Consider the following 25385-nt stretch of genomic DNA (forward strand, 5'->3'; position numbering starts at 1 on the left):
TGGGCTCAGTCCTCGGCCGTGGAGAGCCGGTGCAGTTCCTGCACCAGCTCCGAGCCTGCCTCGCTGGACGACGGCTCGACGGCGTCGACGACGATGTGCAGCGCCTCGGGGGTGGCCTCCGTCGCCGGACGAGCACCGTTCGCGACCCGTTCCTTCCCCGCACCGTCGGGTAGGAACACCTTGAACGACGATCCGCCGTTGTCGCGGCTCTCGACCGTCGTCCATCCGCCTTGGGCCTCGGCGAAGCGCGTCACCACCGGGCTGAGCGAGGCGTCGGATGAGGGCTCGGGGTCCTCGACCGTGATGAGGGCCCCGCCTTCCGACGGGCCGAGTCGGACCGTGATCGCCTTCTTCGGGGGCGTCCGATCGCCCGATGTCCGCAGCATGCCCGCCAGGATCTGCTCAGTGCGCAGCTGGTCGATCGCGACCACGACCCGCTCGGTCACGACCTGCAGCTCGTGATCCGCGTCGATGCCCGACTCCTCGACCACCCGCTTGACGAGGGCCTCCAGGTCGGTCCGGCGCACCGAGAGCTCCATCTCGCCCTTCACGAGACGATCCGCATCGGCGAGGTCGGCGACGGTGTGCTCCAAGCGACGCGTGTGGACGGTGAGCTGGCGCACGAGTTGGGCCTGCTCCTTCCCGTCCTTCTTGTGCTTGAGGATCTGTGTGATGCCGAGGATCCTGGTCAGCGACTTGCGCGCGTCGGTCGAGAGCTCCTTCACGAACGGCGACGTCGCGCGCCGGTCCTCGATCGGGGCGCCGTCGACGACCGCGGAGGACACGTGCATCCCGGCCGCGTCGACGCCGCCGGCTTCGGCATCCTCGCCCCGCAGGTGGCGCATGGCCGCGGCCATCTGCTGCTGACGCAGCTCACCCTCGGTCTCATCGAGTTTCGTCGTCGCGATGTCGACCTCGCGCTCCAGAGCGTGCACGCGCTCCTCGGCGGCGATCAGCTTCTCGGTCTGTCCGGCCAGGCGTTCCTGCGTCACTCGCAGGATCTCGTCGATGTCGGCGCGACCCTCGGAGTCTGCGAGCTCGAGCTGGCGGCGCGCCTCGATCTCCTGCAGCCGCCGGTTCAGGTCCGCGTTCTCCTGCGAGGCGGCCTCCAACTCGGCGGTCAGGCGCTCGTGACGAGCGAGGGCGTCCGCCGACTGGCGCTCCACCAGCTGCTGATTCTCGGTCGCCTGTTGCAAGGCCTCAGACTGTGAGGCGAGCTGAGCGACGGTCGTGTCGAGCTCGGCGCGCGCGATCGTGAGCTCGCCGGCGAGGCGCGACGCCTCAGCCTGCACGCTCGAGATCTCGTCCTCGGCGTTGGCGAACCGGCTCGTGCGCGCCACGAGCTCGCGCTCGGCGTCGTCGATCCGTTGCTGTGCGGCGTCCTCGGCGGCGGCGATCCGGTGGGTGACGTCGGCGTCCTTCGCTGCGAGCTCCTCGCCGTGACGGGCCTCGAGGCGGGAAAGCTCGGCCTGGAACTCCTCCCGGGTGGCGCGGACCTTCGTTTCGAGGTCGAGCTCGCGCTCGACGAGCTCGGCGCGGTGCGACGCCGTCACGCTCTGGAGCTCGGCTTTGACCGTGCGCAGCTCGTCCTGCAGCATGGCCGCGCGCTGTTCCTCGGCGCGCAGCGCCCGGACCTCGGCCCTGAGGTCTTCGAGTTCCTGCGACTTCGACGTGAGCTCGGCCCGAGAGCTCGCCGAGCTCTCACGCGCCTGCGACGCCTCGGTGTGGATCGCGTCGAGCTCCGCCTGGAGCTCGCGAGCGCGGTCGGCCTGCGGGCGCAGGATCTCCAGCTCCCGGCGGATCAGCGTGAGCTGCGTCTGGGCGCCCTCGAGCTCGGCGCGGAGCCCGATCGTCTCCTGCTCGGCGGCTTCGAGGCGCTCGTCCGCGTCACCTTCGGCGACGGGGGGTCGTTGCGACAGACGCCGGTTCATCTCGTCGAGCTCCGCCTGCGTCGTCTGCGCCTGGCGTTCGAAGAGGCGGGCACGGTCCTCGAGCTCCCTCGAACGCTGCTCGAGGGCTCGGGCGCGCTCGTCGGCGCTGCTGACATGGTCCTCGAGCAACGCCGCACGCTGCTCCGCTTGCATCGCACGTTCCTCGAGCGCCGGGTCGCCGTTGGACGACGTGGCTTCCCGGAGACGGTTCTGAGCCGTCTGCAGCTCATCGAGGGTCTTTCGGTACTGGTCTTGGAGCACGCCCAGACGTTCCTCGGCCGCACGGGCGCGGTCCTCGGCCATGCGCCGGGCGTCTCCCTCCTCCTTCATACCGGGCGCTGGGACCGCGACGGGTCGCCTGCCCGCGGGGCCGACGGTCGGCCCGACCGTGCGCTGCTGCTCGACACGGGGAAGCTCGGCCTCGTCGGGACGGCGGACGATCCACGCGACCAGCCCGATCACGAAGAGGAGCGCGAAGCCGCTGAACAGGGCCATCGTGCGCCACGGGGCCCCCGCCGCTTCGACCGGATCGTCGGAGGTCGTCAGCTCGACGGTCGCCGGTCCACCCACGCCCGACTCGAACCGCAACGGCAGCATCACCGAGACGGTGCCGTTCGAGATCCGCGTCTGCGGAGCGCCCCGGAGCGCCTCCCGGATGCGGTCGCGCTCGCCGTCGAGGCGGTTGCCGATGCGGCCCTCCTCGGTCGCGTATAGGATCGCTGCCGTCGGCGACCACAGGGTCACGGTGTCGAAGTCGCTGGGGTCGACCACGACGCTGCGGATCTGATCGCTCAGCACGTCCGCCCGCACGTCGGCGGCCGCGGCGTCGACGTCGTCGGGGCGGAACACGAGGCTGAGGGAGCCGTCGGCGATCGCCTTGGCCTGGGTCACGGTGTCCTCGAGCGCGGCGCTGCGTGCGCGAGCCCCCATCACGAGGGAGCCGGCCACCCCGGTGAGCAGCAGCACGGCGAGGCTGATCGATGCGATCTTGGCGATGCCCGTTCCGTTCTTCGTGGTGACCACTGGCGCTCCTGGCAAGGTTTCGGGTCTGGTCTGCGTGGGTGGGTTATCGGCAGGGCGGGCTCCGGGGTTCAGTCGGTCTCGCGGAGTTGTCATCGGTCGGACGGACGGGTCTCGATGCCCTAGGCCGGACGCGTGCGGCCGTGGCATGCGCCGACCGCCGCGCCCCGAGCCTGGCGCCGACCGCCGCGCCCCGAGCCTGGCGCCGGCTGCTACACGAGCGTGGCGCCGGCCACGACCACCGTGTCGCCGGTGAGGTCGTGCTTGTCGAGCACGATCAGGTCCTCGAGCGTCTGACGCATCTGCTCCACGTGGCTCACGAGCACGACGAGCCGACGGGGATCGTTGGCGACGAGGCGGCCGATGCCGTCCATCGCCCGATCGAGGTGCTCGGGATCGAGGGAGCCGAAGCCCTCGTCGAGGAAGAACGCGTCGAGCCTGCCGCCGCCCCGGGCCACCATCTCGGCGAGCGCGAGTGCGAGGGCCAGCGAGGCCAGGAAGGTCTCCCCGCCCGACAGGCTGTCCGCCCGCCGCTCGGTGCCCGCCGCGTTCATATCCAGCACTTCGAATCGGTCGTCGTCGGTGAAGCGGTAGGCGTTGCCCGTGAGCTCCTCGAAGTGCACGCTGCCGAGCTCGGCGAGCGCCCGGCGTTCCTCTTCCAACAAGAAGGCGAGGAACCGCGACGGCTGTAGGTCCGCCACGAGCCGGCTCGCGAGGGCGTGGTCGGTGCGGGCCGCCGTGATGCGGCCGTCGAGGTCGGCGCCGGCGTCGATCGTTGCGCGCAGGCTCCGCACCTGCTCGTCGGCCGCCCCGTGTTCCGCGGAGGCCGTGGCCAGGGCCATCGTGAGGTCATCGTCCGGCTCCAGCCCCACACCCTCGAGCAGCGCGCGCATCGTCCCGGTCGCCGCCTGCGACTCCTGCTGTGCCGCGGCCAGCGCGGTCCGGGCATGCTCGTGCCCCTCGAGCAGGGCTTCACCCGCCTCGACGAACGCCGACCGGACCGCCGTGGTGTCGGTCGCCACCCCGCGAGCCTGCCCGAGCATCCCCCAGACCGAGACGATCCGGTTCGCGAGCGTGCTCAGGCGGTCACGCCCGTTCTCACCGACTCGCCTGGCGCGATCGAGCGCAGCCCTCGCGTCGGCGGCCGCGGCGTTCGTCCGTTCCATCGCGGCCGATGCGTCGGCCAGCTCTCGCGTCCGCTCCTCCAGCAGCGCCCTGGGATCACCCTCGCCCAGCCGGTCGACGAGCTCGCTCTGCACCGCGGAGAGAGCGGCGTCCGCAGCGCGCAGTGCTTCCTCGGCTCGCTCGAGATCCCGCGCGCGCTCCTCCGCACGGTCCCGCCCCGACCCGAGCCTCTCATCGGCGGCGGTGGCGTCGTTGGCGGCCGACCGGTGCGCGGCCTGGGCCTGCGTCTCGCCGCGGCGTGCGCGATCGAGCGCCTGCTCGGCACCCGCGATCGCCGGAGCTCGTCCGGCCTTCGGGATCGTCGCGACCGCGCGTTCGCACACGGGACACGGTTGTCCGGCGACCAGCTCGGCGCGCAGCGTGCGAGCCATGTCGGCGTGACGGGCCGCGTGCAGGGCGCGTTCGGCGTCGGCGACCTTCTCGGCCGCCTCCTCGAGCGAGCGATCGGCGTCCTCGAGCGTCGCGATCGCCCGCTCGTGCACGGCACCGAGCTGCTCCACCGCCGCGGCGGCCTCGCGGGCCGCGGTGACGGCCTGCTCTCTCGCCAGGGCAGCACGCTCGGCCGCAGCGACGAGGTGTTCGTGCTCGGTCACGAGCGACGCGAACGCCATCTGGTCCCCGACGCGCTCCGCGACGGCGGCGTGGGCTGCCTCGGCGTCGGCACGGGCGGCCTCGGCCGCGTCGACGGCCGCTTCCGCCTGCTCGATGGCCGCCGCGGATTCGCCCGCCGCCTCGGTGACCTCATCGATCTCCTCAGAGGTCGGGAGCGATGCCGCGGCCTCCACGAGCCGGGCTTGCGCGACTTCCGCCTCGCTCGCGCGTGTCGCCGCCTCGCGGGTGGACGCGGCCGCCCGCTCGTACGGCTCCCGGACGGCCTCGAGCGCGGCGGCCCTCGTCGCCGCCGTCTCGAGGCGCTGCTCGGCGACCTCGAGCTGCGCGCGCGCCGACGCCAGCTGCGACCCCTCGCGGTCGAGCGACTCCAGCAGCAGCTGCGCAGCGGTCACGCGTCGCTTCGCGGCCTCGAGCGCCCCGTCGAAGCGTTCGTACCCGAAGACTCCCTTCAGCACCTCGTTGCGTTCCCTCGGCGTGGCCTTCAGGAAGTCGGCGAACCGGTTCTGCGCGAGCAGCACCGAGCGACAGAACGCAGCGAAGTCCATGCCGAGCAGCCGCTCGACCCGCTCGCGGACCGGCTTCTCGCCGGCGATCGGCTCGAGCACGACGGCCTCGGTGCGGTCGGCGTCGAGGCGCTGCAGCTGGTGGCCGGACGCCCCCTTGCGCCGGAGCCCCCGCGCCGCGCGCCACACCTGACCATCGACCTCGAAGCGGAGCTCGACGTGGCATTCGCTCGCGGTCTGGTTGATCAGCGACTTCGTGTCGCGCTCGAACGTGGGGGTCTTGCCGTAGAGGGCGAACGCGATCGCCTCGAGGATCGAGCTCTTGCCCGCGCCGATCGGTCCGACGACGCCGACGAGGTGCCGGCCGCGCCAGTCGAACACGGCCTCCTCGCGGTAGGACCGGAACCCCTTCAGGCGCAACTCAAGCGGTCGCATCGGCGGCTTCCTCGAGCGCCTCTCGGAACAGGGCCACGAGCTCGGGGGGCGGGTCCTCGCCGGTCGCGCGGCGTGTGAACTCGACGTAGAGCTCCTCGTCGGTCGGCCTCGCGGCGCCGTGAGGGCGATCCGTACGGCGGCCCTCGGGGCGCAGCGCCCGAACGTTCACCAGGTACGGGAACGTCTCGGCCGCCCGGCGGGCGAGGTCGGTGTCGGCGCCCCCGACCTGCACCGTGAGATCGAGGAAGGGCTCGCCCAGCTCGCCGGCGCGAGATTCGATCTCGCTCCACGTGCCGGTCACGCGCTCGAGCGGCCGTCCGCTCGTGATCGGAACCGACTCGATCGTCGCCAGCCGGCCCGGCTCGACGTCGACGACGACGACGCGCTTGCGCTCACCGGCCTCGCCGAAGTCGAGGGAGAGGAGCGACCCTGCGTACTCCGCTGGCACCGGCGCGCCCGGCACCGGCTGGGGTGCGTGGATATGCCCCATCGCCACGTACTGCGGCCCCGCGGGGATCGCCTGCGCCGTGGCCGTATAGGCGGCTCCCATATGCAGCTCACGTTCGCCGCGGGGGGCGCCGGTGTCGACCTTCACGCCGCCCACGAGGAAGTGCCCCATCAGGATCGGCACCAGCGAGTCGCCCGCGCGCGCCACCAGGGCCTCGTTGTAGGCGGTGGTGACCTTCGCGACGCGCCCCGCGTACTCGCCGTACCACTCACCGGCCTCGCGCATGAAATCGACGACGCGGCCCTCCCGCAGGAACGGGAAGCAGGCGACGACCGCGTCGACGCCGAGCGACTCGGGTCCGAGCAGGCCGCCGTCGTCGGGATGCTTGATCGAACCGACGAGGTGCACGCCACGGCCCTGATCGCGCAGCAGCGGTGCGAGCGCCTCGAAGAGGTCGGGGGAGTCGTGGTTGCCCGCGACGACGACCACCGGGCGGTGCTCGGCGAGTCGCAGCAGTGCGTCGATGCCGAGCGCGAGCGCCTCGACGGGCGGGATCGGCCGGTCGAACACGTCGCCCGAGACGAGCACGAGGTCGACGTCTCGCTCGTCGGCGATCGCGATCACCTCGTCGAGCACGGCGCGGAACTCCTGCGTGCGGTCGTGTCGGCCGAGGCGGCGGCCGATGTGCCAATCCGACGTGTGGAGGATCTTCATGCGGGGGGAGGGGCGGCGCTACAGCCCTTCGAACGGATCGGGACCGGCGGCCTCGTCCACCTCCTCCTTCCGCGTCGCCCAGGGCGGGAAGGGGAAGGTCACGACGAGCGGCACGGGGATCGCGGGCTGCGAGATCACCATCGTGCCGGGCTTCAGCAGGCGGGCTCTCGCCCGCGTGGAAGGCAACATCCAGCCGTACTCGGCGCGCTCGGCCTCGGCGGCGTCGAGGCGGCCGCTCACGCGGATGGCGGCGTTCTCGAGCACCTCGGAGGCGACCCTGCTCGCGGTCTGCTGGGCGCCCACGAGCAGCACGCCGAGCGAGCGTCCACGCTGCGCGATGTCGATCAGCATGTCCTTCAACGGACCGGTGCCCTCGCGCGGCGCGTACTTGTTGAGCTCGTCGAGCACGATCACCGACAGCGGCAGCCGCTGGCCGGTCTCCTCCTTCTCGCGGAACGTCTCCGCGAGCAGGGCGCCGACCACGAACCGCTGCGCCTGCTCATGCAGGGACTGGATCGCCACGACCGTGACCGTGGCGCCCCCGCGGTGGAGTCGACGTGTCTCGCCGGACCGCACGAGGTGGCCGAGGCGCGAGGCCGCGGCATGCAGCCGGCGCATGAACGCCGAGACCGTGCTCGGCATCACGCGACCGGTCCAGGCCGGATCGGGCTCGGACCCGTCGTCCGGCTCGAGGAAGACTGCGAGCGCGGTGACCAGCGAGGGCAGGTCCTCGACGAGCGGTTCGCCCGGGCCCGCGGCGACTTCCTGCGCGCCCCACCGACCACCCGGCGTCTGCGACGGGTCGCGCAGCACGACCGCGCCGGGGCGCCCGGCAACGTTCACCGCGAACCGCTTGAGCTGGGTCTGTACCCGCTCGCGGATGAACGGGATCTGGTTCTTGGCGTCGTTCGCATCGGTGAAACAGAACTGCAGCAGGTCGTCGTCGATGAACTCCCGAGGGGTCCAGGAGAAGACCTCGATGCCGTCGAGACGTCCGCCGGTGTCGGGCACGATGACGTCGCCGGACCGACGCTTGGGCGGCGCCCAGAACGCGACCGACGGGAACGGCGCCGGCTCGACCCCGAGCGCCGCCCACCCCTCGCGCGCCTCGTCGTCGAACCGCGTGTTGGGCCGGTCGAGCCAGAGCAGGTCCTCGCCCTTCACGTTGAACACGAGGACCCGCATGTTCGAGGCGCCCTCACCGACGATCGCGGTGTGCTCGCGCGCCGAGAGCATGCGCAGGAAGAACAGGGCGAACGACGTCTTCGTCGCGACGCCCGAGATGCCGCTGATCGACATGTGGCCGCCCTTGCGCCCGTCGAAGAAGTCGAGATCGACGTGGACGGGCAACTCGTCGCGGCCGATGCCTACGGCGAGCGGCCGCCCCATCTCGTCGACGTAGAGGGCCTTAGCCCGCTCGTCACCGACCGCGCGTTCCACGGTCTCTCCGGGGTCGGGGGAGACCCAGACCTCGGGGTCGACTCGGGTGACCTGCACCTGGGCGGTGCGCACCTTCGCCGCGGGCATGATGCCGAGCTCGGCGATGCGGTGCGTGTCGCTCTCGTACGAGGCCCCTTCGTAGACGGCCTCCGCCTCGGTGACGACGCCGTACGTACGCACCTCGCCCGCCTTCGGCACCTGCGTGCGTACGACCACGAGGTCGTCGAGCTGCAGGAAATCGTCATCGTCGAGCACGACCCGGAACGCGCTCGTCGAGGAGTGCTGGGAGCCGAGGACGCGCCCCACCTGCTCGACGCTCACGAGGCCTCCTGCTGGATCTCGGGCTTCATGACGGCGTGTCGCAGGGCCCTGTACACGAGCCCGCGATCGCCCATGCGGTGTCGCAGCTCGCGCTCGAGGGCGCCGATCGGGACGAGGTTCTGTGGGGCGCGAGGGTCGACGTGGGGCTCGCTCGCCACGAGCGGCAGCACGGCGGCCGTGCGGTCGGCGATCGCGGAGGCTTCGTCGCGGGCGAGGTGGCCCGACGTCTCGCATCGCACGATGCCCGTCCAGGAATGCCCGCCCTGCAGCATCGCGAGCCGCAGGTACCAGGAGTAACGCGCGTACGGGGTCTGTGCCGCGATGCAGAACATCGGGGATCGCTGGCCGGGCGCGAGCTCGGCGATCACCCCGCCGAGCGGCGGCTCCACGTAGGTCACGCGATGGGTCTTCACGTACCCGACCGTGGCGTGCTCGCGGATCTTCTTGAGCGGCCCGTCGGCCACGACCGCACACTCGGCCGAGAGAGACTCGGCGCACTCGCCTTCGGCGTCGCGCATCTTGGAGTGCAGGGCCATCGTCAGCAGGTTCGGATCGTCGCCGGGGGCCCGCGTCGTGCTCACCCCGGGCTCGAGGTCGACGGCGGGCATCTGCTCGCCGCTGCCACCCGCGAGCACCGCCCACCGCTCGATGCGCACGTCGGTGACCTCGGAGCGGCGTGTCTCGCGGTCCCAGACGACCGCCCCGACCGCGAACGTGCCGACGAGGCCGGGGGTCGGTCCCTGCTCGGGGTCGTCGAGGGTGAGCCGGGCGTCGATGCGGCGCACGCCGTCGACGAACGCGATGCGGTCGACCCCGTCGTCGCAGCCCTCGATCGGCGCCCAGTCGTCGGTCTCGACCGACGTGTCGACCGACCCTTCGGCGGGGGAGAGGGCGTCGTCCTGGTCGAGCGGGGTGCCGTAGTCGGGGTCCCAGCCCTCGACGAAGATGCGCGCCATGGCGCGTATCGTACCCGGGCACCCCGACACCTCCGTGGAGGCAGGCTTGCCACTAGTCTAAAATAGACTAGATTGCCGTCGTCTCCGTCGAGACCACCGCGAATCGGTCGCCGTTCCACGCCAGCACGCGTTCCCTGATCGCGCTCGGGCAGCAGTGGGGGTCGTCCGGCCCATAGATCCGCGCGACCTCGTACAGGCCGATCGGGTCGGGGTTCGGCTGTATCTCCGTATCGCAGACGGAACGCTTCCAGAGTGGAACGCCGAAGGCGAGATCGATCACCCGGTACGTCGCGCATGCGCCGGTGCCGCCCGTCTCCTCGCGGATCAGGGCGTCGGCCGACGCGTCGGCGGTGAGGTCGGTCGTGTCGACCGAGATCGCGAGCACGACGTCTCGCTTGCCGTGCACGAGCCCGTAGACGGCCCGCCAAGGCGGATCGCCACCCGCCTCGCGCCGCCACACGACGAAGCCGCGCGCCTGCGAGAAGGGGTCGGGGCCCGGGGTCGCGAACACGATCACGACGGCATCTCCGTCGGCGGTCCGCGCCCGGTCGACGCCGGTGACCTCGTCGCCGGGCGGGACCAGCTCTTCGAGGGGCAGCTCGCGACCCGGCACGTCCTCGTCGTAGGTCGCGGGCACGCCCGCGGGGATCGCGGCGGAAGACGGGCTCGGCGCGACGCTCGGTGAGGGCTCCCGCGAGGTGCTCGCCGGGGCGGATGCGGCGGGGCTCGAACTCGGGGGCGGGGACCCCGTCGAGTTCGGTTCCCGTTGCGGACCGTCACACGCGACGAGTGCGAGCACGGCCACGAGCCAGACGGGGAAGACGAGGCGTCGCACCGGCCGATGCTACCCGCGGGTGCACCGTCGACCCCGCAGCCCCGCGTACGATGCGGCCATGTCCGAGCTGATCCCGAAGACCGTCGGCGAGTCGCGCGTCGAGCTGACCCAGCTGATGGAGGCGACCGACGTGAACATCGCCGGCTCCGTGCACGGCGGAGTCGTGATGCGCCTGGTCGACACCGCGGCGGGGCTCGCCGCGATCCGTCACGCGGCCGGGCTCGCCGTCACGGTCGCGATCGACGAGTTGACGTTCCTCGAGCCGGTGCACATCGGCGATCTGCTCGTGCTCAAGGCCACCGTGAACGACGTCGGCACGACCTCGATGGAGTGCGGCGTGCGTGTCGAGGCTCACGACCCGGTCACGGGCACGATGCGCCACGTGAACACCGCCTACCTGGTGTGCGTGGCGGTCGACGACGACGGGAACCCGCGCCCGGTGCCGCCGCTGGTCGCGGAGACCGAGCAGGAGCAGCGCCGCCAGCGCGAGGCCAAGCTCCGCCGGCAGGCCCGCCTTGCTCACAAGGAGGCGGTGAAGGTCGCCCGCGCAGCGGAGGCAGCCGATCGGAACTAAAGGCCCGTCCCGGCGCCCGGTACGGGGTGCCCAGTCCCGGCGTCGCGGCCGCCTGGCGCGATCTTCACCGAAGATGGAACATGAGGCCCTCGGAGGTGGCGCATGGTCGATCGTGAGCCGGAGCAGGTAGGGACGCTCGTCGTCGGTGGCGGCCAGGCTGGCCTCGCTGTCGGGTACCACTTGACCCGTCGCGGCGTGCCCTTCCTGATCGTGGACGCCAACGAGCGGATCGGTGACGCATGGCGGAACCGTTGGGACTCGCTCCGCCTGTTCACGCCCGCTCGCTACGACGGGTTGACCGGCATGCCGTTCCCGGGCGCCGGCCGATCGTTCCCGGCGAAGGACGATGTGGCCGACTATCTGGAGGCGTACGCGGAACGGTTCCGCCTGCCGATCCGCGGGGGGCTGCGGGTCGACGCCCTCGCACGGGACGGGGGCGGGTACCGGGTCTCCGCCGGCGACGAGCGGTTCGGGGCCGACAACGTCGTGATCGCCCTCTCCTCGTTCCAGGTCCCGAAGGTACCGCCGTTCGCGTCCGAGCTCGATCCGAGCATCGTGCAGATGCATTCCTCGACGTACCGGAACCCGTCCCAGCTGCGGGACGGAGCCGTGCTCGTCGTCGGCGTGGGGAACTCCGGAGGCGAGATCTCGCTCGACGTCGTCGGATCGCATCGGACCGTGCTCGCGGGCACCGAGGTCGGGCACGTCCCGGTGCGGATCGACGGGGTCGTGGCTCGCACCGTCGTGATGCCGCTGCTGTTCCGGGTGGTCGCCCAGCACGTGCTCACGGTCGACACGCCGGTGGGGCGCAGGATGCGACCGAAGCTCCTCGCCCACGGCGCGCCCCTCGTGCGCGTGAAACCCAAGGATCTCGTCGCCGCGGGCGTGGTGCGGGTCCCCAGGATCGGCGGGGTGCGTGATGGCCTTCCGGTGACCACGGAGGGGCGAGCCCTCGACGTGGAGAACGTGATCTGGTGCACGGGCTTTCGGACGGACTTCTCCTGGATCGACCTGCCGACCATCGGCGATGGTGAGCCGTTGCACCATCGTGGGGTGGTCGCCGACGAGCCGGGCTTGTACGTCGTCGGCCTGTTCTTCCTCTATGCGATGTCGTCGGGGTTCCTGCCCGGTGTCGCGAGGGACGCGGCCTACGTCGCCGACGCGATCGCCGCCCGCTCGGACTGAGCGTCGACGAACGGGTTCGGAAGTTCCGGGCGGGCTGTCACACGGGGAGGTGGAGCTCCCGGGGACGACGTGCGCGGGCTGGCCGTGCATATCGGGGCACGGGTCGCGGCGATGGCCGGCGCCTTTGAGCAGTGGGTCTCGTCGACGGTGAAGGACCTGACCGTGGGGTCCGGGATCGTCCTCGAGGACGCCGGAGAGCATCAGCTGAAGGGCGTGCCCGACCCCTGGCGCCTCTATCGGGTCGTGGGCTGATCGGCCCGCCGGTCCGCCGTCCGGGCGGTGACCGGCCCGCCTCGTCGGCGTGGGAGGATGGAAGCATCTCTCACCTGGAAGGAATGATGCACCAGTGAGCAGCGACCTCGCAGGGGCGCGAGGGCGGTTGCAGACCGCCGAGGGCCCGATCGACCTGTGCCGACTCGATGCGCTCGCGGACGTGGGTGACCTCTCGAGGCTCCCGAAGACCGTGCTGATCTTGCTCGAGAACCTGCTCCGCCGTGCCGGTTCCCGCGACGTCTCCGACGACGACGTCCGCGCCCTCGCCGCGTGGCCCGGTCCCGCCCGCGACATCGCGTTCATGCCCGGCCGTGTGCTGATGCAGGACTTCACCGGCGTGCCCGCGGTGGTCGACCTCGCCGCGATGCGGAGCGCCGCCGAGCGCGCGGGCGCCGAGCCGATGGCGATCGAGCCGTCGATCCCCGTCGACCTCGTGATCGATCACTCCGTGCAGGTCGACCTGTTCCGCACGCCGGAGGCCTACGAGCGCAATATCGAGTTCGAGTACCGGCGCAACGCCGAGCGGTACTCCCTGCTTCGGTGGGCCCAGCAGGCGTTCGACGGCCTGCGGGTCGTACCGCCGGGTGCCGGCATCTGTCACCAGGTGAACCTTGAGCATCTGGGCCAGGTCGTCTCGACACGCGACGGGGTGGCCTTCCCCGACACGCTCGTCGGCACCGACTCGCACACCACGATGATCAACGGCCTCGGCGTGCTCGGGTGGGGCGTCGGCGGCATCGAGGCGGAAGCCGCGATGCTCGGCCAGCCGATGTTCCTGCCGCAGCCGATCGTGATCGGCGTTCGCACCATCGGCGAGCTCCCTGCGGGCACGACGGCCACCGACCTCGTGCTCACGCTCACCGAGATGCTGCGGGCCCACGGGGTGGTCGGGAAGTTCGTCGAGTTCTTCGGCGACGGGCTCTCGTCGCTGTCGATCGCCGACCGCGCGACGCTGTCGAACATGTGCCCGGAGTACGGCGCCACGTCGTCCTACTTCCCGATCGATGACGAAACCCTCGGCTACCTGTCGTTCACGGGACGCGGCGACAACGTCGACCTCGTGGAGCGGTACGCGAAGGAACAGGACCTGTTCCGGCGCGACGGCGACTCCGATCCCACGTTCAGCGAGATCCTCGACCTCGATCTCTCGGCGGTCGTCCCGTCGATGGCGGGGCCCAAGCGGCCCCAGGATCGGGTGGCGCTGCCCGACGTGTGGGACTCGTTCGTCGGCGCGTTCCGCGACCACCGGGAGCCTGACCCCAAGGGGACCGAGATCGGCCGGTTCGTCGCCGAGGGAGGCACGCCCCGCCAGGACGAGCTGCCCGGCGAGGACGACGTCACCGGCCGGCCGGCCGGCGAGCGTGACATCGGACACGGCAGCGTGGTGATCGCGGCGATCACGAGCTGCACGAACACCTCGAACCCCAGCGTGATGCTCGCCGCCGGGCTGCTCGCGAAGAAGGCCGTCGAGGCGGGACTCGACGTGAAGCCGTGGGTGAAGACGTCGCTCGCGCCGGGCTCGCGGGTCGTGACCGACTACCTCGACCGTGCCGGGCTGACCCCGTACCTCGACAAGCTCGGCTTCGCGCTCGTCGGGTATGGGTGCACGACCTGCATCGGTAACTCCGGGCCGCTGATCGGCGAGGTAGCACAGGCGGTCGAGGAGCAGGACCTGAACGTCGCAGCCGTGCTCTCGGGCAACCGGAACTTCGAGGGCCGGGTCCATCCGCAGGTGCGGGCCGCCTACCTCGCCTCGCCGCCACTGTGCGTCGCCTACGCGCTCGCCGGCCGCATCGACCTCGACCTCACGACCGACCCGATCGGCCAGGGCGCCGAGGGACCGATCTTCATGCGCGACATCTGGCCGAGCGCCGACGAGGTGCGCGACGCGATGGCGACGGCGATCACGGAAGAGCAGTTCACGACCCAGTACGGGCGCATCTGGGACGGCGACGAGCACTGGCGGGCCCTGCCCACGCCGAGCGGTCCCGTCTACGAGTGGGATCCCGACTCGACCTACGTGCAGGAACCGCCGTTCTTCGCCGGGCTCGGCGAGGACTGGCCGGTCGGCGACGTCGAGGGCGCGCGGGTGCTCGTGAAGGTCGGTGATTCGATCACGACCGACCACATCTCGCCCGCGGGTTCGATCAAGCTCGACTCGCCCGCCGGCGCCTACCTGCGGGACCGGGGCGTGGAGCCCGTCGACTTCAACTCCTACGGCTCCCGGCGCGGGAACCACGAGGTGATGATGCGCGGCACGTTCGCGAACATCCGCCTCCGCAACGAGATCGCCCCGGGCACCGAGGGCTCCTTCACGACTCATCTGCCCAGCGGCGAGGTGACGAGCGTGTACGAGGCCGCGGAGCGGTACCGATCAGACGCCACGCCGCTCGCCGTGCTGGCCGGCAAGGAGTACGGCAGCGGATCGAGCCGCGACTGGGCGGCCAAAGGCCCGAACCTGCTCGGCGTGCGGTTCGTGATCGCGGAGAGCTTCGAGCGCATCCATCGATCGAACCTGGTGGGCATGGGGGTCCTCCCGTTGCAGCATGCGACCGGCGAGAGCGCCGCCTCGCTCGGCCTCACAGGACGCGAGACCTTCTCGGTCCGCGGCCTCGCCGGCGGCATCACGCCCGGCCAGACGGCGACGGTCCACGCGGCGGCCGACGACGGCGCCTCCACGACGTTCGACGTGACGGTCAGGATCGACGCCGAGGCCGAGCTCGAGTACTTCCGGGCCGGCGGCATCCTGCGGCTCGTGCTCGCCCAGATGCTCGGACGCTGACGAACGAAGTTATGCATGCGGTCCTGGCCGCGGCGCTGGCGAGACCGGTCACCTAGCATCGAGTCATGTCCGCTGCCGTCAACGTCGTCGCCACCGGTGTCACCGACTCACGCCTGCGGAACCTGCGCCGGTGGAACCTCGGCCTCACGGTGCTCCACATCGCCCAGGCCGTGGCGGTACTGCTGCTCGCAGACGACTTTGCGATCGCGGTGACGTCGTCGTTCCCCGAGGGCCCGCCGGGCGCGCCGATCCCGGCTCCCGAGACGCTGTTCGAGGTGACGATCGGCTGGGCCGTCGCCTCGTTCCTCGGTCTCGCGGCGCTGGACCATCTGCTCACCGCGACCGTCGGTAGAGGCACGTACGAGCGCGACCTGCGCCGCGGCATCAACAGGTTCCGCTGGGTGGAGTACGCGGTCAGCGCGACGCTGATGATCGTGCTGATCAACTTCTACTCGGGGACCACCTCGATCAACGCCGTCATCGCGATCGCCGGAGCGAACGTGGCGATGATCCTGTTCGGCTGGATCGAGGAGGCGATGAATCCTCCGAGCCGCTCGTCGACGACGATGCTGCCATTCTGGTTCGGCACCATCGCCGGCCTTGCGCCGTGGGCCGTCGTCGCCGTGAACATCGTCGGCTCGGCGACCGTGCCAGGGTTCGTCTATGGCATCGTCATCGCGCAGTTCGTCTTCTTCTTCAGCTTCGGGCTGAACCAATGGCTCCAGTACCGAGGAGTCGGTCGCTGGACGGACTACGCGTTCGGCGAGAAGGCCTACCTCGTGCTCAGCCTGGGGGCGAAGTCCGCGCTCGCCTGGCAGATCTTCGCGGGCTCGCTCGCGGGCTGAGCCCGAACGTGGAGGAAGGCGGGGCGTGTGCCCCGCCTTCCGTTCGCCGTTCCTCGTCGTGCTCAGGCGAGGATCGGGTGCTTCTTCACCAGTTCGGTCTGCTGCCACACCTTCCCGAGCCCGAGGTAGATGCCCGCGTTCGCGAAGAACAGGGCTCCCAGCACCAGCGCCGAGACGACGTGGTCGTCGACGAACGGGTTGTGCTCGGGCCAGATCGCCGTGGCGGTGTAGAAGATCGCCATCCAGATGATGCCGCCGATGCTGGCGAGCTTGACGCCGATCCCGAGGATCAGCGCGAGGCCGATCAGTAGCATCGAGGCCATGTAGACCCAGTCCACCCAGGCCGCCGAGGTCGGTCCGGCCTCGGTCATCTGGAACCCGGTGATCGTCTGATAGAAGTCCGTGAACGGACCCTTCATCGCGAACCCGAGTACGCCGGCCGTCGGCGATCCGCCGTTGATCCAGGCGGCGTCACCGAAGAAGTCGATCGAGCTGGCGCCCGAGGCCTCGTCGACGACCCGCCCCGTCGAGAAGCCGAGGGCGAACGCCTTGTCGAGGAAGGCCCACAGGAAGGTCCAGCCCATCGCGAACCGCAGCAACCCCATCACCACGCCCAGGCCTTTGCGGGTCTCCGGCGTCGCCTCGGGGATCGTGATCGGCTCGACGGCCCTCCGAACCTGCGTGTCCATGTACCCCACCTCCTTCGTTTCTTCGGTGATGTTCCCCCGGAGGGAGGCACGTCGAACCAGGCTCGTGGCCCCATGAGGGCGGGACCGTGGACCCCGGGCCGGGTGGGCTCGTCCGAGCGGGACCTTCGGCCCTGCCGCTACTCCTCCACGGTGCCGGGCGTGGTGGTGTGGCGGGCGAGGTAGGCGGCCGCCTCGGCTCGGCGGGCGACCTCGAGCTTGGACAGGATCGACGAGACGTAGTTCTTCACGGTCTTCTCGGCGAGGTTCAGCTCGTCGCCGATCTCCCGGTTCGTGCGCCCGTCGGCCACGAGGGTGAGGATGCGCTCTTCCTGGGGTGAGAGCCGCGCGAGCTTCTCGTCCTTCATCAGGTGCTTTCCCTTGCGCAGACGGTCGAGCACGGCGCTCGTGACGCTCGGGTCGAGCAGGGAATCGCCCGCGCCTACCGCGCGGATCGCGCGGAGCAGGTCGCCCGACTTCACTTGCTTCAGCACGTAGCCGGACGCTCCCGCCATGATCGAGGCGAACAGCGCCTCGTCGTCGGCGAACGATGTGAGCATCAGCACCCGGGTGTCGGGATGATCCGCGCGGATCTCTCGGGTGGCCTCGATACCGCTGCCGTCGGCCAGGCGCACGTCCATCACGACCACGTCGGGACGGGTGCGGTGCGCCTCGTCGATCGCCTCGCGCACCGTGCCCGCCTGGGCCGTGACGACGACGTCGTCCTCGGTGTCGAGCATGGCCTTGATGCCGTCGCGCACGATCTCGTGGTCGTCGACGAGCATCACCCGCAGCGGCGCCTTCTTCGTCATGGCGCCCATCCTATCGGGGGCTCACACGGGCCGGTGCACGTCCTCCGGGTCGGCGAGCAGCGAATCCTTCACCCGATCGAGGAAGTCCTTGAGGGTCGCCTCCGCGACGCGGAACAGGACCGCACGGTCGATCGCGCGCCCGACGGCCCCGAGGGGCGGCACGTATCGTGCGCTCATCGCCAGCTGCGACCGGTGGGGGCCCAGCGGCGCGATCTCGAGATCGGCGTCGAGCGACGGGAACAGTCCGGCCGCTCCGACCGCGGACCAACGGATCGGCACGACGGTCTTGCTCGGCATCTTCACCGGCTCCCCGAGTTCGATCGCCACGCGCCGAGCGACGCGGACGTCGTCGCCGAACCCCACCTCGGCGAGCAGGGCGTCACCGTGGAAGTTGGCCTGCCCGGCCAGCCCGGGCAGCCAGGAATGCGGATCGCGCAGCAGCGCGTCCTCGACCCGCTCGGGGTCCATCGGAAGCTCCACGAAGTAACGAGCGAACACGCGACCCAGTGTCGCGGCAGGGGCGGGCCCGACGCAGGGACACAGGTCCCGCCCGGGTGGGGTCTCCTGGCACCCCCATCGGCCCGACGACGCCCGCAGACTCGGCCCTCATGTACGCACGAACGCCCCGGTCCGGAAGGAGATCGATGATGCGAAGGTTCCGTGTGGGAGCCGCGGCACTGGCGACGGTGCTCGCGCTCGTGGCCGTCGCGTGCAGCGGCGACGGTGGGCAGGCCCCGGCCGCCGGCGACGGCGAGGCTGCGGCCGCCGCCGGTCCCGTCTCCGTCGACGTGATGTTGACCGACTTCGCGATCGATCCCGCCGCGATCGAGGTGCCGGCGGGCAGCGACATCACGTTCAACGTGATGAACCACGGGCAATCGCCGCATACGTTCGGCGTGGTGGTGGACGGCGAGACGATCGAGACACCGAGCATCGACGTCGACGGTTCGACCACGCTCGAGGTGCCTGCCCTGGCGGCGGGCACGTACGACACGTTGTGCACGGTGCCAGGTCACGACCAGCTCGGCATGGTCGGAACGCTCACGGCGACGGACGGGGCGGCCGACGGGACGACGACGGCGAGCGGCGAGGGGAGCAACGCGACCTCGCACGCCGGCATGACCGCCGAGGAGATGGCCGCGGGCCACGAGCAGGGCGTGAAGGACTTCCTCGCGGGCAAGGAGACCGACACGTACGGCAACCAGCCGATGGAGCCCGAGATGGACGGCGACGTGGAGGTCTACAACTTCACGGTCGAGGAGATCCAGTGGGAGATCGCCAAGGGCGAGTTCGTCGACGCCATGGCCTTCAACGGGCAGGTGCCCGGCCCCGAGCTCCGCGTCAACGAGGGCGACCGCGTGCGGTTCGTCGTCCAGAACCAGATGACCGAGCCGTTCGTGCTGCACTTCCACGGCCTGACGGTGCCAAACAGCGAGGACGGCGTGCCCTACGTGACTCAGCCGCCGATCATGCCCGGGGAGTACTGGACGTACGAGTTCACGATCAAGGATCCCCCCGGCATGTACGTCTACCACTCGCACTTCAACTCCGCGGAGCAGGTCGACAAGGGCCTCTACGGCTCATTGATCGTGGAGCCCAAGAACGGGAACTGGGCACCCGTGTACGGGGCCGACCCGGCCGTCGAGTACACGATGTTCGTGGGTGACGGGACGCTCGGGTACAACCTGAACGGGAAGTCGTTCCCGGCCACCCAACCGATCGTGGCGGCCAAGGGCGATTGGGTGCTGATCCACCTCGCGAACGACGGCGCGTTGTTGCACCCGATGCACCTGCACGGCTTCCACTTCATGGTCGTGGGCGAGGACGGATACCCGCTGGCCGAGCGGAACCGGTACCTCGCGGACACGCTCGTGATCGCGCCCGGGTCGAGGTTCGACATCATGGTCAAGGCCGAATACCCCGGGGCGTGGGCCTTCCACTGCCACATCCTGCCGCACGCCGAGGGGCCGGAGGGCATGTTCGGGATGGTGACCGCGCTCGTCGTGCAGTGACGTTCGCGATCCGACCAGTCGCTGCGAGGCCGCGGCGTCCTGCCCCGGCCCTCGTCGTTCCTAGAGGGGGAGCCGCGCCCTGATCGTGGTGCCTTCGCCGGCGACGCTGAGGATCGTGAGCTCGCCGCCCAGCGAGGTCACCCGCTCACGCAGGTTGCGCATGCCCATGCCCGACGAGGGGGCCGACGGGTCGAACCCCATGCCGTCGTCGTCGACCTCGAGCTCGGCGCCGCCGTCGGAGCGTCGCAGGCTGATGCGGCACGATGTGGCCTGGGCATGGCGGCCCACGTTCGAGAGGGCCTCGCGCACGAGCTGTACCACGTCGGCCGCGCGACTCGCGAGCTCGGCCGCAACGCCGTCGTCGACGTCGACGATCGTGAGCACGTCGGACCGCCCCTGGAACTCGAGCGCGAGCTGCTGGAGCGCCTGGTCGAGCTGACGGTCGGCGAGGATGCCGGGCCGCAGCCCGAAGATGTAGTTGCGCAGGTCGCGGATCGCGCGGTCGACCTCTTCCGTCGCGTTCTCGATGCGTCGGGCGATCTCGGGGTCGTTGGCCATCGCCGCGGTGCCCTGCAGCCCCATGCCCACCGCGAACAGCGCCTGGATCACGCCGTCGTGTAGCTCCTTCGCGATGCGCTCGCGTTCCTCGAGCAGCTCGAGCCGGGCGAGCTCCTCGTGAGCTCGCCGCATCTCCTCGTACAGCCGGGCGTTCTCGATCGCGACGCCGGCCTGCGTGGCCAGCACGACCAACGCGGCCTCGTCGTCCTCGGTGAACTCCGAGGCCCCTTGCTTCTCGGTGAGGTAGATGTTGCCGAAGACCTGGCCGAGGGCCGTGACCGGCGCCCCGAGGAACGAATGCATCGGCGGGTGGTTCGGCGGGAAGCCGGCCGACCTCGGGTCGGCACCGATCTCGGGGATGCGCATCGGTCGCCGTTCCCGGATCAGCAGCCCGAGGATGCCGTGACCCACCGGCGGGTGCCCGATCGCGGCTCGCTCCTGCTCGGTCACGCCCTGGGTGATGAATCGCTCGATGCGAGGAGTGTCCTCGCCGAGCACGCCGAGCGCTCCGTAACGGGCCCCCGTGATCGCCACGGCCAGCTCCACGATCCGCTGGAGCACGGCTTCGAGGTCGAGCTCCGCTGCGAGGGCGAGTCCCGCCTCGATCAACATGCCCGTGCGGGCGTCGTCGGAAGGCACGCTCGTCGACGGCTCGCGATGGCTCACCACCCGAGCCTAGCAACGGGGTCGGTCCGTCCCGTCCGTTGGGGGGCACCGGACCCGGGTCTCGAGCGAGCACCCGTCCTACGGTGACCGTGGGGCTCGAGGGCCGAGCGGTCCGGTGCCCCGCGAGGAGGTGTCCGAGATGACACGCACCGTGGCCGACGTGATGACCAGGACCGTCGTGGTGGTGCCGGGCTCAGCACCCTTCAAGCAGGTCGTCCGCGCGATGAGGGAGTACCGGGTGAGCGCCCTGCCCGTGACCGACGCCGACGGCTTGATCGTGGGCGTGGTCTCCGAAGCCGACATGATCCTGCGTGAGGACCCATCCGTGCTCGAGCCGCACTTCTTCGAGGGGCACACTCGTCGTGACGAGCGGAAGAAGGCCGAGGCGTTGGTGGCCCGCGATCTGATGACCGCCCCGCCGGTGACGATCGGCCCGCAGGCGTCGGTGGCCGAAGCCGCGCGGATGATGCACGAACGTGACGTGAAGAGACTACCGGTGATCGATCTCGAAGGAAGAATCGTCGGCATCGTCTCTCGCATGGACCTGCTGGCGGAGTTCCTGCGCGACGACGACGACATCAAGACCGAGGTCTGCCGGGTGCTCGCCGACGATCTCGCGATCGCCGCCGATCAGGTGCTGGTGCTCGTCGAGGACGGCGTCGTGCATCTCGAAGGACGCATCGAGCGCAGGTCGCTCGTCCCGACGATCTGGGGAGCCGTGCGCGCTGTACCCGGTGTCGTCGGCCTCGACGAACGGCTCACCTGGGAGCTCGACGACACCATCACGCCGGTGTCACCGGTTCCCTGGGTCGGCTTCTGACGGGCGGAGCCGGCCGCGGCGAGCGGTAGCCGTACGTCAGCGCTCGCACGATCGTGAGGAAGACGACCATCAGCCCGGTGATCGCGTAGATCGCGAACATCCACGGGCGCTCGGTGTCGGTGCCGGCGAAGACGCCGTGCAGGAGCGCGAGCGTGAACGCGGGCACCGCGAGCACGTGGAGCCGCCGCCACCACGTCGTGCCGAGCGGCCTGCGGAGCCATGAGGACACGACCACGACCACGATCGCGTACATGGCGATCACACCGGCCGAGATCGCGACGGGGCGATAGTCCGACGCCATGGGAACCGTGAGCGCGCTGAACGAGAACGGCATGAACTCATCGATCAGCAGCAGGCCGAGGTGAACCCCGAGCAGCGCGAGGCCCGTCGAAGCCACGAACGCGTGGAACAGGTTCGCCGACGGCTTCGAGATGCGCTTCGTCACCACCGACGTGGTCGCGATGAGCCCCCAGGCGACGGAGAGGAACAGCATCAGGTAGCTGCCGATGCCGGCAGCCCGCAACAGGATCCACGTGCTCATGCCGCCTCCAGACGGGGGCCACGATCGCCCCGGATCGAGTGGCGGACGGTGCCGTCGACCCCGACGACCACGCTCGGCGCATCGTGGACCGATCGCGTTCCCCGCAACAGCGCGACGGTGGCCGCGACCTCGGCGTCGGCGCACGTGGGACCCCAGACGGTGACTTGGATCGCGTCGGTGATCGCGGGCGCTCCCGTTCGCGGGTCGATCACGTGGTGCAGACCGGTGCCCCACGAGCGCTTCGCCGTGCTCGAAGTGGCGAGCGCGCCACGGTCGACCAGCAGCGTCAGGATCGATCCGCCGGCCACCTCAGGGTCGTCGACGTCGATCGGCAGCAGCGGCGCGTGCTCGCTCACGCGCAGGTCACCTCCGGCTGCGACGAGTACCCACGGGATCCCAGCCGAGATCGCCGCGTCGACCGCGAGGTCGACGCTCCAGCCTTTGGCGACGCCACCGAGGTCCAGCCCGACGCCGGGAGGGAGGCGGACCTCCCCGTCTCCCAGCTCGATCTCTGCCCATCGCCCGCAGGGGACCGGGGGTCCCAGCACGCCCCTCGCCGCGCGGATCACCTCGTCGAGATCCCGATCGTAGCCGGCGGATTCGACGGCACGAAGCACGGTGGGGTCGAACGCTCCCTCGGTCGATGCGGCTCGATCGAGCGAGTAGCGGAGCAGCGACCCGAGGCCGTCCGAGAGGCGCGTCCACGAACCCGCGCGACGGTTCAGACGCGACAGCTCGCTGTCGGGGCGGAACCGACTGCACCGCCGTTCCTCGCGACGGAAGGTGGCTACCACGGCCTCCCAGCCCTCGTCGAAGGCCTCGGGTGGGCCGTACATGCTGAGGGTGGTTCCCATCGCCGGCGTGTCGATCCGTCGGGTGCTCCCGGTGACCATCACGAGCCTCCCGTCGATGGAGGAGGCGCAGGGGCGGGAGCGGGGACTCCTACCGTGCCCGACGAGCTCACCTGCACGTAGGTGATCGGCGCGCTGGTCGCCGGCTCCACTACCACGACCCGTCTGGTGATGCGCCGAACGATCACCCGCTGTCGAGGGGCCCACCGGCCCCTCGACAGCTGGGCCTGCTCGGGCATGGGGGCTGCACCGAGCGCACCGACCCCGGCGAGGAAGGTGGCGATCCCGGTCGTCCAGGCGATGGTGCGCAGACGGCTGCGGCTCCAGCGAGCCTTCCGGCGGGGGGCGTCAGTCGTCGTCACCGTGGTCCTCACCGTGGTCTTCGGCGTGGTCCTCGTCCCCGTGGCCCTCGTCCTCAGGCTCGGCGCCCTCGGACCCGTCCTCGTAGGACTCGTCGTCCTCCGACGACTCGGTCGAGTCGTTCGAGGGCGTGGTCGTCATCGCCGGTGCGGCGATCTGCACGACCTCGCCCGCCTTGGCCTCGGCCTTCTTGTGGACCGTCACGGTGCGCCGCACGGTTCGGACGACCGGCTCCGACTCTGCCCGCCGGTCGACCCGAGGAACCGCGCTGCTCACGCTCGGTCCCGTCAGCCCGACCGCGACGGCAAGTCCGCCCACGATCAGGGTGAGCACCAGTCCTGCAGCCACCAACAGTGCGGATCGCTTGTTCATCGCGCGTCCCCTTTCGTTGGGTTCCCGGATCAGCGATCGTCGTCGGGCCCGTTCGAGCCGGTACCGTCGTCCGAGCCGGAGCTCATCGAGGACCTCATCCGGGTCGCGGCGGGCTCGTTCCCGCCGAGGACCACGCTATGGAGGCGCCCTCAAGGCCCGGTGCAAGCCAGGGTTAAGGTTCGGGTAAGCCCTCGAGGACGCAGGGTGCCCGCCCACCGGGGAGGCATTCCCTCCGGAGCCGCGGTCAGACCACGGTGGTCAGGTCCGCGACGAGGACGGGATCGCCCGAGGGCGTCGAGGGGCAGTCCGACGGCTCGGTCGTCACGGCCATCGTGTCGGTCGTGCCGACGCTCGCCTCGACCCGCACGGCGACCACTCCGTCGGTCGGTGAGACGCATCCCCCCGACACGGCCTCGTCGCCCTCGATCATCCAGATCTCGTAGACGCGATCCGCGCCGGGCTCGGGGAGGTCACTGCCCCAGAACACCGCTCCGGGCTCGCCGGGCGTGAACGCCATCGCGAGGCTGCCCTCGGTGTCGCCGGTGAAGGCGACGAGTCGCTGGGACGTCGTCGCCCGCACGCTCGTGGTCGACGGCACGATCGCGCCGACAGCCACGAGCGCGATCGCGACGACGGCCGCCGCCGCGACCAACGCCTGCCAGACACGCGGGCGTCGCGCCCTGTGCTCCTCGAGCTCATCGGGGATCTCGACGATCGTCTCGGTCGTCGCCGATGCGCCGCCCCCGCCCAGGATGCGATCGGCTATGGCGTCATCGACCGGCTCGGGGTCGAGCGCGAACGCCAGACGGCCCGCGATCTCCGCGAATCCAGCCTCGAGGGCGGTGCAGTCGGGGCAACCCGTTCCGTGCGACGCACGCTCAAGCTCGAGCAGGCCTCGGTCGCCGCCATCGAGCCCGCCGAGCGCGTCGACCGCCAAGAGCTCCTCGATCACGGTATGGTCGCGCGTCATCGCTCCACCTCCGCGAGCACCTCGCGCATCCGGCGCATGCCGAGCAGCGTCCGGGACTTCACGGTGCCGAGCGGGCTGCCGGTCTTCTCGGCGATCTGCGATTGGGACAGGCCGGCGAAGTACATCATCTCGAGCACGTCCCGCTGTTCGGCGGGCAGGTCGGTGAGGGCGGCCCGCACGATTCGACGCTCCTCTGGCCGCCCGAGCTGTCGGACGACGTCGTCGGCGTGATCGGCCTGCTCCTCGAGCGCCTGCGGGATGGCCGCCTCGGCGCGCCGTCGGTGCGCCTCCTCTCGGCGCACGAGATCGACGGCACGGTGGTGCACCATGCCCATGAGCCAGCTCTTCACCGAGCCCCGATCGCCGTCGTAGGCGCCCGGATCCCTCCAGACCGCCATGAACGCCTCCTGCACGATCTCCTCCGCCAGATGCGATTGCCGCACGACCCTCTGCGCGAGCGCCTTGGCCGTCGGCGCGTATCGATGGAACAGACCGCGGAACGCCTCCTCATCGCGGCGATGGAGGCGAGCCATCAGCTCACGGTCGCGCGCCTCGGACAGGTCAACCGTGCCCATCGGCGCGCTCCGATCCAGCATCAGCGTCCCCTGCGACAACGGCACCTTCCTCGGAGCGGGCCAGGTCCGGGAGGTATTCGCAGCTCGCGGCGGAGCGGATGGA

The 25385-nt window shown here is 70.8% G+C and carries 22 protein-coding genes; 7 read left to right on the forward strand and 15 right to left on the reverse strand.

Going from position 1 to position 25385, the window contains the following annotated elements; all coding sequences use genetic code 11:
• Positions 1-5 precede the first annotated feature (5 nt).
• From VFI59_12590 to VFI59_12615, 6 genes are all read right to left on the reverse strand, one after another.
• The gene (locus VFI59_12590; GenBank protein HET6714534.1) at positions 6-2954 is read right to left on the reverse strand and encodes a hypothetical protein; all 2949 of its coding nucleotides are present in this window, start codon (positions 2952-2954) and stop codon (positions 6-8) included.
• 209 nt (positions 2955-3163) lie between these two features.
• Positions 3164-5686 carry an SMC family ATPase gene (locus VFI59_12595; protein ID HET6714535.1) on the reverse strand — a complete coding sequence of 841 codons (2523 nt, stop codon included), beginning with the start codon at positions 5684-5686 and terminating at the stop codon, positions 3164-3166.
• Entirely contained in the window at positions 5673-6848 is a 1176-nt protein-coding gene (locus VFI59_12600) for an exonuclease SbcCD subunit D (GenBank protein HET6714536.1), read from the reverse strand. The genes VFI59_12595 and VFI59_12600 overlap by 14 nt, the downstream gene beginning before the upstream one ends.
• Before the next feature lie 18 nt (positions 6849-6866).
• The gene (locus VFI59_12605) at positions 6867-8609 is read right to left on the reverse strand and encodes an ATP-binding protein (protein ID HET6714537.1); all 1743 of its coding nucleotides are present in this window, start codon (positions 8607-8609) and stop codon (positions 6867-6869) included.
• On the reverse strand, positions 8606-9565 hold the full coding sequence (locus VFI59_12610) for a hypothetical protein (protein ID HET6714538.1): 960 nt from the start codon (positions 9563-9565) through the stop codon (positions 8606-8608). The genes VFI59_12605 and VFI59_12610 overlap by 4 nt, the downstream gene beginning before the upstream one ends.
• A 67-nt stretch (positions 9566-9632) precedes the next feature.
• Positions 9633-10400, reverse strand: a complete 768-nt coding sequence (locus VFI59_12615; protein HET6714539.1) for a hypothetical protein — start codon at positions 10398-10400, stop codon at positions 9633-9635.
• A gap of 58 nt (positions 10401-10458) precedes the next feature.
• Here VFI59_12615 and VFI59_12620 point away from each other — a divergent pair, with 58 nt between their 5' ends.
• The 5 genes from VFI59_12620 (at position 10459) to heR (ending at position 16059) form a co-directional block, all read left to right on the forward strand.
• A complete protein-coding gene (locus tag VFI59_12620) occupies positions 10459-10974 on the forward strand; it encodes an acyl-CoA thioesterase (protein HET6714540.1) in 516 nt (171 codons plus the stop codon).
• Between the two features lie 102 nt (positions 10975-11076).
• Positions 11077-12159, forward strand: a complete 1083-nt coding sequence (locus tag VFI59_12625; protein HET6714541.1) for an NAD(P)-binding domain-containing protein — start codon at positions 11077-11079, stop codon at positions 12157-12159.
• 69 nt (positions 12160-12228) lie between these two features.
• Positions 12229-12411, forward strand: coding sequence for a hypothetical protein (locus VFI59_12630; protein ID HET6714542.1), 183 nt, complete (start codon positions 12229-12231; stop codon positions 12409-12411).
• 94 nt (positions 12412-12505) lie between these two features.
• The gene (gene acnA, locus VFI59_12635) at positions 12506-15214 is read left to right on the forward strand and encodes an aconitate hydratase AcnA (GenBank protein ID HET6714543.1); all 2709 of its coding nucleotides are present in this window, start codon (positions 12506-12508) and stop codon (positions 15212-15214) included.
• Positions 15215-15279: 65 nt separating this feature from the next.
• Positions 15280-16059, forward strand: a complete 780-nt coding sequence (gene heR / locus VFI59_12640) for a heliorhodopsin HeR (GenBank protein ID HET6714544.1) — start codon at positions 15280-15282, stop codon at positions 16057-16059.
• A 62-nt stretch (positions 16060-16121) separates the two neighbouring features.
• Here the strand turns inward: heR and VFI59_12645 are convergent, their stop codons facing one another.
• From VFI59_12645 to VFI59_12655, 3 genes are all read right to left on the reverse strand, one after another.
• Positions 16122-16748, reverse strand: a complete 627-nt coding sequence (locus tag VFI59_12645) for a hypothetical protein (GenBank protein HET6714545.1) — start codon at positions 16746-16748, stop codon at positions 16122-16124.
• Between the two features lie 137 nt (positions 16749-16885).
• Complete coding sequence (locus VFI59_12650; protein HET6714546.1) at positions 16886-17557, reverse strand: response regulator transcription factor; 672 nt, start codon at positions 17555-17557, stop codon at positions 16886-16888.
• 21 nt (positions 17558-17578) lie between these two features.
• The gene (locus VFI59_12655; GenBank protein ID HET6714547.1) at positions 17579-18055 is read right to left on the reverse strand and encodes a hypothetical protein; all 477 of its coding nucleotides are present in this window, start codon (positions 18053-18055) and stop codon (positions 17579-17581) included.
• Positions 18056-18204: 149 nt separating this feature from the next.
• On the opposite strand from VFI59_12655, the gene VFI59_12660 reads away from it, so the two are divergent.
• Positions 18205-19569, forward strand: coding sequence for a multicopper oxidase domain-containing protein (locus VFI59_12660; protein ID HET6714548.1), 1365 nt, complete (start codon positions 18205-18207; stop codon positions 19567-19569).
• 60 nt (positions 19570-19629) lie between these two features.
• Here the strand turns inward: VFI59_12660 and VFI59_12665 are convergent, their stop codons facing one another.
• Entirely contained in the window at positions 19630-20793 is a 1164-nt protein-coding gene (locus tag VFI59_12665) for a GAF domain-containing sensor histidine kinase (protein ID HET6714549.1), read from the reverse strand.
• A 139-nt stretch (positions 20794-20932) separates the two neighbouring features.
• Here VFI59_12665 and VFI59_12670 point away from each other — a divergent pair, with 139 nt between their 5' ends.
• Complete coding sequence (locus tag VFI59_12670; protein ID HET6714550.1) at positions 20933-21613, forward strand: CBS domain-containing protein; 681 nt, start codon at positions 20933-20935, stop codon at positions 21611-21613.
• Here VFI59_12670 and VFI59_12675 read toward each other — a convergent pair.
• From VFI59_12675 to VFI59_12695, 5 genes are all read right to left on the reverse strand, one after another.
• Positions 21576-22154, reverse strand: a complete 579-nt coding sequence (locus VFI59_12675) for a ferric reductase-like transmembrane domain-containing protein (GenBank protein ID HET6714551.1) — start codon at positions 22152-22154, stop codon at positions 21576-21578. The two genes, VFI59_12670 and VFI59_12675, sit on opposite strands and share 38 nt — an antisense overlap.
• Entirely contained in the window at positions 22151-23008 is an 858-nt protein-coding gene (locus VFI59_12680; protein HET6714552.1) for an FAD:protein FMN transferase, read from the reverse strand. Before VFI59_12680 ends, VFI59_12675 begins: the two co-directional genes overlap by 4 nt.
• A gap of 345 nt (positions 23009-23353) precedes the next feature.
• Complete coding sequence (locus VFI59_12685; protein HET6714553.1) at positions 23354-23737, reverse strand: hypothetical protein; 384 nt, start codon at positions 23735-23737, stop codon at positions 23354-23356.
• Positions 23738-23981: 244 nt separating this feature from the next.
• Positions 23982-24707: an anti-sigma factor gene (locus tag VFI59_12690; GenBank protein HET6714554.1), complete on the reverse strand. Its 726-nt coding sequence runs from the start codon at positions 24705-24707 to the stop codon at positions 23982-23984.
• The gene (locus VFI59_12695; protein ID HET6714555.1) at positions 24704-25321 is read right to left on the reverse strand and encodes a sigma-70 family RNA polymerase sigma factor; all 618 of its coding nucleotides are present in this window, start codon (positions 25319-25321) and stop codon (positions 24704-24706) included. The genes VFI59_12690 and VFI59_12695 overlap by 4 nt, the downstream gene beginning before the upstream one ends.
• Between the last annotated feature and the right edge of the window lie 64 nt (positions 25322-25385).

Source organism: Actinomycetota bacterium, assembly GCA_035697485.1.
In the GTDB taxonomy this organism is placed as follows: domain Bacteria; phylum Actinomycetota; class UBA4738; order UBA4738; family HRBIN12; genus JAOUEA01.